Source organism: Gammaproteobacteria bacterium, from assembly GCA_029881255.1.
GTDB lineage: Bacteria > Pseudomonadota > Gammaproteobacteria > S012-40 > S012-40 > JAOUMY01.
This window is the reverse complement of sequence record JAOUMY010000001.1, coordinates 490,978-503,058: the sequence shown is the minus strand read 5'-3', so window position 1 is coordinate 503,058 and position 12,081 is coordinate 490,978. Positions and strand designations below refer to the sequence as shown.

Genomic DNA, 12,081 nt, shown 5'->3' with positions numbered 1-12,081 from the left:
GCTTAAACGAATTACACAAATAGAAAGGATAAAGTATTGCTTCGATTTAGCGTTTTCCTTGCGCTGGTGTCGTGCTGTCTGATTTTGAGCACAGCTTGCGTCAGTGTGGCGACGACCAAGTCGGCTGAGTCCAGCAAGAAGGACGAGATTAACGTAGGGATAAATTTTTCGACCAAGCAGTATCTCAAGAAAGGCGTTTATCCGGTGCTCAGCATGCTTGAGCCATACGTAATCTATGGCGTATCCGATAAGCTAGATGTTGAAGCCCGCTATCATTGGGGGCCGATGTTGGGCGCAAAATATACCACCTTCCAGGATACGAAATATTCGGCTGCGGCAGAAACATCGATTGGGATAATCGGATTAAATGGAATTACCGACAGACCCAACATCGTAGACCTATACGGCACATTGCTTTTCAGTTCACGTTTCCGACTGGTGCATACCGTAACGGTGGGGCCGAAAATTATTATGCGCAGTCTGCTAGGCGGCGAAAATCAGTATTTTTTCGGTGCTTTCATTAATACACGCCTAAAAATTAATCCAACTGTCCATGTCACGCCAGAATTAAGCTATCTCAACCGAGATTCGCTTGCGCGGCTGTTTTCGATTTATGACCAAAGAGGGAATATATCGTTTAGTGTCGGCTTGAATCACCAGTTTTGATCTATGAACCATGAAAGTGTTGAGTACTGTATCTTAGGCAACGAGATTCTTGCGACCACGTGATTTCGCCCGGCAGTCGTAAAACGATCTTTGACAAGTAGTCAGGCACTGGACTTTCGATTCTTCCAAAATGACTTCAAAAGACAGCGAACAGGCTTGCCGTCTGTTACTGCATTTCGAAAATGTGCATTTTAAAATTTCAAATTTGCGACACAAATTGTCGCCAATTCCGGACACGTGAATACGAATATTGATACAGAAAATTCTATGTTTGAAAGTTCTAAAAAGTCTATTATGCTGTGCCGCTGTGGACTCAACATATGCCGGATATCATGACGCATTCGCAAATTAAAAAAATATTGTTACGCCTGGTGCTGTTCTACCTGGCCCAGACTTCATTTGCGAATGCAGGAGATATCGCACAACATAGTGCATCCCTGTATGGGCCCGTCGGCCAGGTAAAAACACCTTCCGCGTTCAGTTTAAAACAGGGTCAAGGCGCTATCGGAATCTGGGAGGATTTTCGTGATTTGCGATGGGACAATTTCTATTTTCTATATGGCGTGAGAAATTGGTTGGAAATTGGTGTGATGTCCGATCTGCCGGCGCAAAACAATTTTAATTTTTTATTCAAAATTAATAGTGAAACACAGGACCGTTTGTTTAAAGGTTTTCCAGTTATAGCGCTTGGGATTTATCGCAGTAACTCTTATTTAGCTGCCTCTTATAAGATTCGCCCAATTTCATTAACTGTCGGATCAAAATTGTCTGGAACGCCAAAACCGTTGTTCATTGGCGCTAATGTTCAATTTTCGAAATATCTGCTTATGCAACTGGATACCGACGGAAAAGAATACGGTATAGGTATACGTGGACAGTTGGACAAATTTCAATTCAGCTTGCTGCTGGATGGAAAGACCTCACGGAGTGTCCTGGACAACAAAGTCTACTGGGGCGTCGCCTTTAACTTCTAATGACTATCTTTATTACCATTTGGGCTGTCAGCTCTCGTTGGTGAGTTGTTGCTGAGTGGTAATCTGGTCTCCTATACACCCCATACGTGATTGTCTGGTGGGGTTTTTGATGCCTTTGTGGTAGAAGTTAAGGGAGTTGGTGGGGATAGCGCTCAAGGTGTGGCCAGAGTGCGAGTAGATTAATTATTTTTGCCTTGTCAGGCTTTTATTGAGGCCTGACAGAGCCCCTCATCACCGTGATGAGAGTAATCAGGTCTACAATGCAGCCCGAAATCACCCCAAATCCCGCGTGTTAAGAGTTTGTTCACTTCATTCCTGTATTTATCAAACGTGCTTCTCGCCCATACATTTGTCTGAGAAGACATAATCTAAAATTCGTTGAACCGCCCGCTTGGCAAGGGCATACCAAGGTATATGTAAAAATGAAATTGATAACTACAATGCTGATACCGCTTTCCTTCGTTGCATGTACCATTCTGCCTCCTGCACAAATCTCTAACCCGCCAATAACTCAGAAAAACCTATCGACGAAAAGATCCGTGGATTTTGTTAAATCGTTGGCTGAACTGGGAGACAAAGAGTATCAGTACGATCTGGGCCTATACTATGAAAGAGGTATTGAGATCGAACAGAATTATTCGCTAGCCGCCTACTGGTATGAACAATCGGCGAGTCAGGGCTTAACTGATAGTGTGGTGCGTCTTGCCGGTCTTTATCTAAAAGGTTTAGGGGTCGAAAAAGACCCGCAAAAAGCGATAGCGCTGTTTGAACAAGTGGCGGCGAAAGGAAATACAGAGGCGAAACTGACCTTAGGTTATATTTTTCTTAAGGGCGAGGAGGTTGATATTGACTATGGTAGGGCTATTGATTGGTTTGAGCCTTTGGCACTTGACGGCGACGTAACCGCACAAAGTGAACTTGGCGGTCTGTATCTTGTAAAAAGTAATCCACTCGCCGATGTTTCGAAAGGATTGTATTGGACGCGTAGGGCAGCAGATGAAGGTAGTGCTCAGGCACAAGGCGCATTAGGTACTGCCTACATGAATGGTGACGGTGTTGAGCAAAGTTACAAGCAAGCCTATTACTGGCTGAACCAATCTGCCGACCAGGGTTATAGCGTCGCGCAGACAAATCTCGCTTATATCTATTTTCACGGTCTGGGCACCGAGGAAAATCTTGAGCAGGCTTTTCACTGGTTCACTAAGGCTGCTGTGCAAGGGCAGATTGAAGCACAAACCTCTCTCGCTATGCTTTATCGTGAAGGTCTTGGTGTAAAACAGGATTTTTTAAAAGCAGCCTACTGGTATGAAAAGGCCGCTTCTGCTGACGACTCCGCCGGTAAAACAGGTCTGGGTATTATGTACTTGACGGGACTTGGCGTCGAAAAAGATTATGCGCGTGCCCTTAAGCTACTTACATCAGCTGCAAAACAAGATGTCGCAATCGCACAAGCGCATTTGGCGCGTATGTACTACGATGGACTGGGTGTGGAAAAAGATTTAGATGCGGCACTATTTTGGGCGCAAAGTGCGGCGTCGGAAGGTATGGCTATCGCTTACATGATAATAGGGTTTTCCTATCGTGATGGTGTGGTAGTGGAAAAAAATGAAAAAATGAGCGAAGCCTGGTTGTTAAATGCCGCGTATGAGGGAGAATTTCGCGCACAATGGGAGCTACATAATGCATATCTGGCGAAAAGTGAGTCGACGGAAACCGCGTATTGGTGCGAGGAATTGGCATCTCTAGGTATTCAGGAATTTCAAACTGATATTGGCACCTACTACCTTAACGGAACGGGCGTAGATATTGACTATGACTTGGCCTATTACTGGTCCAAGCAGGCTGCTCAAAATGGTTCAATGCCAGCACAGGCAAACCTTGGCATTATGTATATGTTTGGACTAGGCGTGGAAAAAGATCTGGAATTAGGCAAGGCGTTTCTAGACAATGTAGCTAAAAGCAATGACCCTGTCGCTCTCAAACAAATCGACAAGTTTAACGAAATTTATGAGGTCTCACATGGAGTGGCAGACGAGCTTGTTGAAACATACCGACGTAAAATAAAAACAGGTTATTCTGACGCGCAACTCTAATTAACTGGCGAGCGCTTGTTCTCGTTGTAGTATGGGTAGTTTAATGACAACGGCGGTGCCAATTCCAACCTGGCTCTCTATGTCCATAGTGCCGCGATGTCTTTGTACTATGTCGTACGCTTGTGACAGCCCCAATCCGGTACCTTTGCTGTCCAATTTCGTAGAATAGAATGGATCGAAAATCTTATCGATATCTTCTTTTCGTATTCCTTTGCCGGTATCCATAATCTTTATCCAAATCTGCTTTTGTTCTTCGCCACTGCTGATCTCTATCATGCCGTTTCTTTCAATGGATTGGGCGGCGTTGAGTAGTAAATTGTTGACGAGTTGTCGCATGTCGGTTGGTAGGCATTCAATTGGTGATAGTTTTCCGTATTTCTTACGAATTTTTATTTTGCTCGAAATTTCATCTGAGCATTCCTCAAGAGACTCATCAAATATGAGGTTAATATCAGCCTGTTCCCATGGGGCCTCAACGTTTTGTGTATAGTTTTTGAGAGTCTCAAGAGAGCTACTGATGGCAGAGGACTTGGTATTGGATTCTTGTACAAGTTTAAGAATATCTGCCCCCATCTCTCTGACCTTTTTTCCATCAACCGCATTGGCTCCATCCTGCTCTGTCTCTAGCGTGTTGAGTAGACTGTTGAATTTGGCGTGCAGGTTCTTCATGTTTTTGTCTAGAATTTTCGCTGGCGTTGATATGTTGTTTGCAACGCCTGTCGCAAGTTGGCTGGCGAGGTTTTCTCTTTCGATTCTAGATATTTTCTGTTTGGCTTTTACCAAATCATTGTCCAGTTTCTTTCTGGTCTGCTTCTCTTTCTGCAATTCTTTAGTGTTTTCCTTGAGCTTACTCATGAGGTGCATATTGTATAGCGATTGCAGAACATCATTTGCGTAATGTGTTGTTAGCGCGGCATCACTTTGTGAAAATTCTCCTGTCTTCTTTTTTCCTTTTCCCAAGATGATAAAGCTGCGCAAACCGTTTTCATTCTTTACCGCCTGTATCATCACATCGTGCATTTCAGGAAACATCTTTCTCAGTTTAGAGAAGGCTGGGTCGTCTATGATGTCAGTGTGCCTGGATGCGAATTCATTGTCCAAATCAAGAATTTTATTGTTGGCCAGGATTTGGCCGGTTAAATCAGCTGATTTCTGGTTGCTTCCCTGGCTAACCATTCGTTTTATCTTTCCATTTTTATCGACAAATACCATGGTTCCAAATTCTGCGTCGGTCGCCTTGATAACATTATCCACTACAGATTCGTAAAATTTGTCTGTTTCACCATTTTCAAAAAAACCTTCCTGAGCCCTTTTTAGATTCGATGACATCTTGTTGAGTTGCGTTAACTGAGGGGTTTCTGTGTTGTCACTGTCCTCTGTGTCGGAATCGTTGTCTGTAGGTACGCTTGCAGCTATGTTTTCGAGCGCTTCTTGTTCTTCTTCTTGTTCGTTCGTGGCTATGTTTTTGGCTTTGAGTGCGTACAGTAATAGCAGCGCAATTACAATCATCAGAACCATAACCACAACACCAAAGATGGTATTTGATGCATCATCCATCTCGGTTGTGGCAGTGTGTGCCAAATTTTCGCTTGTACCGCTTTTGATCGGTGCGGCGATTTCCACCGCCCCCATACCGCTAAAATGAACGATGACAATACCGGCTGTTACGGCGAGAGATGCTTTAAGAAGTTGGTCCCCAGACAGCGAAAATTGGTCGAATACAACAGATCGACTTTTGCTAAGAATAAATGTCGCAGCGAATGCCGAGGTGAAAAATGATATCGCCAGCCAAATCGGGTCGTATTCAACGGGTACTTCGATGGTCATGGCTTCGAGTAACAGATAGTGAGAAAGTGCTACGCCTGTACCCAGAGAAATACCTGCATAACCTGTTCTTGAAATCTCTGCACCGGTTGACAATGCGTATAGGAATGAGGCGACGCTACCAAAAACGACAGCTACCACTGACGAGTAGACGGTATTGAGCTCAAAATTTATGGGATTTGGCAGGATAAGCGCGGCAACAACAAGATAGTGTGTTGCCCATATGCCAAGAGCCAGCACAGTGCCACCAATGATATGCCAGATTTTATTCCGGGGGTTAAAGTTGTGCACCATCAAAAAACAGGTGAATGCAGTGACAAAGGCAATAACTATCGAAAGAAATACCAATAAGTAATAGTAACTTTGAGTTAGCAGGTTGCTTTCAGACATTGTGCAGAATCTATATAACTGGCGCGTATAAAGTGAATTGTCACCCAGGTATATATGTGTCGGAATTTCCGGTGAAATCTTGAATAAGTGCTGTAAAAACAACATGCTTAGTAATTGTTATTGAAGGCGTCCTTAGAGTGATTGGAGCCGCAAACAACTTGCCTATTGTTTTACTGGCGTACCCTCTTCAAAATCGAAAAAACTTGTTATTGAGGGGGGGAAGGCACTATATTCCGCGACATTGTGGCTATAGATTCTCGCCATATTTGGGGTGTATACAACAATGAGTGAAAAGCTTTATTTTGCAGGGGAAAGACATCCGGAATCAGGGCTGCGTCTGTCTATGGCCAATCGTCACGGACTCATAACGGGCGCAACTGGTACGGGTAAAACGGTTACCTTACAAACCCTGGTCGAGGGGTTTAGCTCAAACGGCGTGCCGGTATTTGTTACCGATATCAAAGGTGATTTGTCTGGTTTGGCGCGTCCAGGTTCGGTCAGCGAGCGTATTAAACAGCGGCTCGAACAGTTGAAGCTTAGTGAGTACGCTAATCAGGCCTGGCCAGTTGTGTTGTGGGACTTGATGGGAGAATCAGGACATCCTGTTCGTACGACTATCTCGGAACTGGGTCCTTTGCTGCTAGCCAACCTCTTGGAACTGAATGACACTCAAACAGCTGTGTTATACGCCTGTTTCAAAATAGCCGATGATGAGGGTTTGCTGTTACTGGATCTGAAGGATCTCCGCAGCATGTTATCGTGGGTGGGTGACAATGCGCGTGATCTAAAGAGTCTTTATGGAAATATTTCCAGTGCCAGCATTGCAGCAATACAACGAGGCCTACTGGTACTAGAGCAGCAGGGTGCCGATAGGTTTTTTGGTGAACCGGCACTACAGCTAAAAGATTTTATGCAGGTCGATTTCTCTGGCAATGGCGTAATCAGTATGCTGGACGCTACGCCGCTACTACCAAGACCTCGGTTATACGCGAGTTTTCTATTGTGGTTACTGGCGGAGTTGTTTGAACAGCTACCTGAACGTGGTGACCAGGACAAACCTTGCCTGGCGATATTTTTTGATGAGGCGCACCTTCTATTTAAGAATGCCCCGCAGGTCTTGCTTGAACAAGTGGAGCAGGTTGTTCGCCTAATACGTTCTAAAGGCGTGGGTATATATTTTATTACCCAGTCTCCAGCGGATATTCCGGCTAATATCGCGGGTCAACTAGGAAACCGTATTCAGCATGCATTACGTGCTTTTACGCCACGTGACCAACAAGCCGTAAGAGCCGCCGCCCAAACCTTACGGCCTAATTCTTCCATGAATACCGAAGCGGTGATAACCACTTTGGGAGTTGGGGAAGCGTTGGTGTCTGTATTGGATGATTTGGGCCAGCCGACGCCTGTCGAACGTTTGCTTATACATCCTCCCAAATCACGTATTGGTCCCTTGAGCGGGGCGGAAAGAACAGAGCATCTGACGCGTTCGCCGCTACGTGGCAAATACGACACACAGATTGACCGGATATCCGCTCACGAAATATTGGCAGAGCGTGGCAAAAAACAATTTGCACTAGAAAACTCTGAGCCGTATAAGCAAAAGAAACCGGTAAAAGGTGAAACTTCACAGGCCGAAGAATTATTGGGGACTATGGCCCGAAGCGCCATGCGTTCGATTGGGTCTCAACTGGGTAGGCAATTGGCTCGTGGTCTACTTGGTTCGCTATTGGGTGGTCGCCGCCGCTAATTGATAAGGTATTGTATGTCAGAATTAAAATTGGACATGTTTGTAGACATCCTTAAAGAATTGATTCGCCATCCATGCGTAGTGGGTGCGGAACACTCTTTCTTTCGTGTGCTACAGCGCATGCTCGAAGAACGAAATGCCAAAGTTACCTGGTACGAAGGCCTGTTGGTGGCACAAGGCAACGCGCCTGATTCGTCAATGTTTTCGGCACATATTGATCGACATGGGTTGATTTGTACCGGACCGAACGAATTTCAATATGCCGCATTTGTTGCCGGTAGTCGCTCTGACTTGCTCGGAAATTCGGTATCTGAAGAACTAATGGCCAAAGTGGCTGATCGATTTCCTGCAGTTCCGGTAATGGCTTATGAACCTTGGTCGGGAGCATATCGCGGCGCAGGCAGTATCGTACGGTCATATGTCTGTAATTTTCGAAATAACTTGATATTCGAAGTAAAGGGTTTGGAGCATCTGGTTGCAGGCACACCAGTCGCATTTTCTGACAGGCTTAGTATGCGAGATGGTCGTTTTTATGGGCAGTTGGATAACGTTTTAACGACCGCAATGCTGGTTCATTTGTTTGATCTTGGTTACCAAGGAACGGCATTTTTTACCGCGCAAGAGGAGGCGGGTAAAAGCTGGCGTTATTTGCTTGAATGGTTTCGGCGTTTTGGCAGCTCTACAAATCAACTCATTGTCGTCGACACCAGTCCTTATAACGACGTTGAGGCAGCGGATAAACAACAGGTGGTGTTGCGTACCCGGGATGCGAACGCTGTATTTAATCAAGAAACCACTTTAAAGTTACAGCGTCTTTGCGAAGAAGAAAATATAAGTTATGCCTATAAAGACAAATATTTGGATGAGATAAATAAACAGCTGATTGCTCAGGGGCAAAGTCCACGTTCACTCGGTAGCACAGAAATGGGACGTATCACTGCTGCTTCTAAAGAGTTCGTTCACGGTACGACCTTACAGATTCCCACCACAGGATACCATACCATGGAGGAGTCAGCTTCACTCGACTCCTGCAAGGCGTTTTTGAAATTATTGTTGCGTACGGCCGGAGTTTGATGAGCGCAGGTATATATGTATCTGCCAATATTTTTGTGCCGGAAAGTGAGATACGGCTTAGTGCCGTACGTGCACAAGGTTCAGGTGGGCAAAATGTCAATAAAGTCTCCTCTGCGATTCATTTATTCTTTGACATTCGTCAATCAACATTGCCCGATCTGGTGAAGAAACGGCTGCTCTGCATGAACGACAGTCGTATCTCACAAGAAGGCATTATTATTCTCAAAGCACAAAACTACAGAAGTCAGGAAAAGAACAAAGAAGATGCGCTAATGCGTTTACGCGATATCATTTCGAAAGCGCTAAGAACACAGAAGAAACGTATCCCAACGAAAGTTGGCAAAGCAACTAAGCAGCGCCGGCTGGATGAAAAGGGTAAGAGAAGTCAACTCAAGTCTCAACGAAGAAGAATCGACAAGGGTACTACGTTTTAGTGTGACCTCTAAATCTTAAACTGACTGACTACGTCGCGCATCTCGCTAGCCAGTTGGCTCAATTCCTGGCTTGCATTTGAAGTCTTGTCTGCGTAAGAGTTTGACTCTGATGCGAGGTTGTTGATGCTGTCGATATTTCTGTTGACTTCCTCTGCCACAGAGCTTTGTTGTTCTGCTGCGCTGGCAATTTGAGCATTTCTGTCTACGATACGCGTAATCCCTTGTCTAATCGCAGAAAGTGAAGATGCCGCTCTGTCGGTTTCATCAACCGCTTGTTCTGCCTGGGAGCGTCCTCCTTCCATAGCGTGCACCGCTTGTTTAGAAGCCTCTTGCAGGGCGCCTATCATTGTCTGTATTTCATTTGTTGACTCTTGTGTGCGACTGGCCAGAGTGCGGACTTCATCGGCAACCACCGCGAATCCTCTTCCCTGTTCACCGGCACGAGCGGCTTCAATAGCGGCATTTAATGCAAGTAGATTCGTTTGTTCTGCGATGGCCTTTATGACGTCGAGCACGGATTCTATGGCTTGGCTTTGTTCATCCAGGTGCCCTAATACATTAGCAGATCGTTCCACCTCCTGTGCCAGCGATTTCACAGCGCTTGCTGCGGCTTTCACGACACTGTTGCCCTGCTCTATCATTTTATCGGCTTCGTCTGCCGCGCGAGAGGCGCCGGCCGCGTTTTGAGCAACCTCCTGAACGCTGGCCGCCATTTCATTTATTGCTGTAGCAACTTGATGTGTTTCGCTTGTCTGTTGTACAACATTTCCACGTAAGTCATTAGTGATTCCGCGAAAGGAATGAGATCGTTCATCGATCTGTTCAACGCTATCACGTAGTTGTGTGACCATTGCCTGAAGTTTCTCAACGAACTTGTTGAACGCTGAAGAAGCAATTGCGACCTCATCTTTACCACTGACTTTTAGTCGCGTAGTGAGGTCTCCGCTTCCTTCAGAGATATCCTGGAGTTTAAGTGATAGGTTTTGAATCGGTTGTGCAATAGTCTTTACTGAAAACCACCAACTCAATACCGCCGTTGCTATACCGAGAAGTATAACAACGGTAATTGAATAGGAAGAGCGGGTTTCAATAGAGTTGATTTCATCGACTTGACCTTCTACCTTGGAATCGCCGATTTCCTCCAATTCGCTCAAGAAAGCTAAGAGTGAGTCAGCTGTTTTTAAGTAACGTTGATAATTTTCGTCTGTCAACGCATCACGACGAAAGTCATTGACGATCTTATCTCTATGTTTTGTATATATTGCAAGTTGTTCGTTTAGTCCATCAATCTGAGTCTTATTAAAAAGTCCGGATGAAATCATTCTTGCAAAAGCATCCTTTGCATTTGAGGTGATTGCCTCCAGTTTATTAATGTTGCCACCACGCGATAACAAGTCGCGAAGTACGATAATTTCCTCCTGTATGGAGATTACGCCTTCCATGGCTCCGTCTGCAGCTGACCAGGCATTTTCAATTAGGAAATCAAGTTTGTGAGACAAGGATGATGTTGCTATATAACCGTTAGCGCTGCTGATAAACAGCATGACAATAAGTATTGAATTTGATATGCCTAGTTTCTTGCTGATCTTCATACAGCGCTCCATAGAAGCTTGTTTTTTGATGTTCAGTAAAGTTCGGCAGAAAGCTGTTTTTAATTAAATGCTTGGCAAAGACTTCTTGAATGATATGGTATTGTTAAGCCGTTGTTTGAGCGCGACATTTCTATTTTCTTGAAATTGTTGTTAATGTGGTAAAAACATCTTACAAAATATTACATTTTAAAAATCATTTTTACCCATAAGACTTTTTTCAGGCACCTAAAATGGTATTCCACTTTTCAAGGTCAATGTTTAATAACATCATTTCGATTATGCTCAGGTTGGCAATATTTACTTGGTTCGCGATACTGGCGTTGACTTGTGAAGGTGATATGGATGAGATGCCTGGTGTTGATTCAGTAGATAAGTACAACGCACAAATACGCGAATTATGTAACGCAATGTCGACCAGTCAGGCAAGGATACAATGTTTTGAACGTGAAATTCGCCAGCACATTGAGCGCTACTGGTTTTATCCGAGAGACACGCCGCCAGATATGGCATTTGCGCGCGTTAAGATATATCTCGATCAAAAGGGGAATGTACTAAAAAGTGAATTTTTAGAATCTAGCCCAAGTCACGCATACAATATGAGCATCAATCACTCAATCTATCGTGCTCAGCCATTTCCTATTCCAGCAGATGAGCCCTTGTACACTCAAAACTTCAGCGATATCGAGATTACTTTCAGGCCTTCGTCGGAGAAAAACGCGAATTCGCTGAAACCATAGCCTGGTTACCAGACCAGTCTAAGTTCATAGATTAGTAAAAGCGAATAAGCGAGAAAGGCAAGAGAAAGCAGACGTCTCCCGGTAATCTTCGCAAGCGAGGTATAGTGTCTGTAGATCGCCACTACACCGATAAAACCGGCAGTAACTACACTCTTTATCATAAAGAAAAATGCGAAATCGGCCTTGGCAAGTATCTGTAGTAAGGACAGGTGTTGGGTGTTTCCCATGTTTAGCAAGACAACACTTAGTATGGCGTCGACGACCAAGAATAAACTGATGGCTGCTAGCAAAGTTGGCGAGCAGGTTTCTGGCAGGGCCAAACCATTTTTCGATTGCTCGACGTCGTTACCCGCATGCTTTGGAAAATCGTCGGTCAAATAGAGCCCGTACATGTAATTTTCTAGCTGCGCACGCCTTGAGCTACTTAATGTTCCTTCATTCGTTGTTACTGAATCGAGTTTCTCTATTCCGGATTTCATTTTAATCTCCCCTCATTATTGCCCAGGCCTATTTGCAAACCTGAGGCCCTTCTTGCTAATAATATTATTTT

The 12,081-nt window shown here is 44.6% G+C and carries 10 protein-coding genes; 7 read left to right on the top strand and 3 right to left on the bottom strand.

Annotation, left to right across the window (positions count from 1 at the left end):
• The first annotated feature begins 36 nt into the window (after positions 1–36).
• The 3 genes from OEZ43_02340 to OEZ43_02330 all read left to right on the top strand — a co-directional run bounded on the left by OEZ43_02340 (position 37) and on the right by OEZ43_02330 (position 3,733).
• A complete protein-coding gene (locus OEZ43_02340) occupies positions 37–666 on the top strand; it encodes a hypothetical protein (GenBank protein ID MDH5544400.1) in 630 nt (209 codons plus the stop codon).
• A gap of 320 nt (positions 667–986) precedes the next feature.
• Positions 987–1,640 carry a hypothetical protein gene (locus tag OEZ43_02335; GenBank protein MDH5544399.1) on the top strand — a complete coding sequence of 218 codons (654 nt, stop codon included), beginning with the start codon at positions 987–989 and terminating at the stop codon, positions 1,638–1,640.
• Positions 1,641–2,179: 539 nt separating this feature from the next.
• A complete protein-coding gene (locus OEZ43_02330; protein MDH5544398.1) occupies positions 2,180–3,733 on the top strand; it encodes an SEL1-like repeat protein in 1,554 nt (517 codons plus the stop codon).
• Here OEZ43_02330 and OEZ43_02325 read toward each other — a convergent pair whose 3' ends face one another.
• The gene (locus tag OEZ43_02325; protein MDH5544397.1) at positions 3,734–5,947 is read right to left on the bottom strand and encodes an ATP-binding protein; all 2,214 of its coding nucleotides are present in this window, start codon (positions 5,945–5,947) and stop codon (positions 3,734–3,736) included.
• Between the two features lie 283 nt (positions 5,948–6,230).
• Here OEZ43_02325 and OEZ43_02320 point away from each other — a divergent pair, with 283 nt between their 5' ends.
• From OEZ43_02320 to arfB, 3 genes are read left to right on the top strand one after another with little or no spacing between them, the layout of a single operon-like run.
• Entirely contained in the window at positions 6,231–7,694 is a 1,464-nt protein-coding gene (locus tag OEZ43_02320) for a DUF853 domain-containing protein (GenBank protein MDH5544396.1), read from the top strand.
• Between the two features lie 15 nt (positions 7,695–7,709).
• Positions 7,710–8,768 carry a peptidase M42 gene (locus tag OEZ43_02315; protein MDH5544395.1) on the top strand — a complete coding sequence of 353 codons (1,059 nt, stop codon included), beginning with the start codon at positions 7,710–7,712 and terminating at the stop codon, positions 8,766–8,768.
• Positions 8,768–9,202, top strand: a complete 435-nt coding sequence (arfB, locus tag OEZ43_02310) for an alternative ribosome rescue aminoacyl-tRNA hydrolase ArfB (GenBank protein ID MDH5544394.1) — start codon at positions 8,768–8,770, stop codon at positions 9,200–9,202. Before OEZ43_02315 ends, arfB begins: the two co-directional genes overlap by 1 nt.
• An 8-nt stretch (positions 9,203–9,210) precedes the next feature.
• On the opposite strand, the gene OEZ43_02305 is transcribed toward arfB, so the two are convergent.
• Positions 9,211–10,794 carry a methyl-accepting chemotaxis protein gene (locus OEZ43_02305; protein ID MDH5544393.1) on the bottom strand — a complete coding sequence of 528 codons (1,584 nt, stop codon included), beginning with the start codon at positions 10,792–10,794 and terminating at the stop codon, positions 9,211–9,213.
• Between the two features lie 254 nt (positions 10,795–11,048).
• Here OEZ43_02305 and OEZ43_02300 point away from each other — a divergent pair, with 254 nt between their 5' ends.
• Entirely contained in the window at positions 11,049–11,531 is a 483-nt protein-coding gene (locus OEZ43_02300; protein ID MDH5544392.1) for a TonB C-terminal domain-containing protein, read from the top strand.
• A gap of 5 nt (positions 11,532–11,536) precedes the next feature.
• On the opposite strand, the gene OEZ43_02295 is transcribed toward OEZ43_02300, so the two are convergent.
• Positions 11,537–12,010: a hypothetical protein gene (locus OEZ43_02295; GenBank protein ID MDH5544391.1), complete on the bottom strand. Its 474-nt coding sequence runs from the start codon at positions 12,008–12,010 to the stop codon at positions 11,537–11,539.
• Positions 12,011–12,081 lie beyond the last annotated feature (71 nt).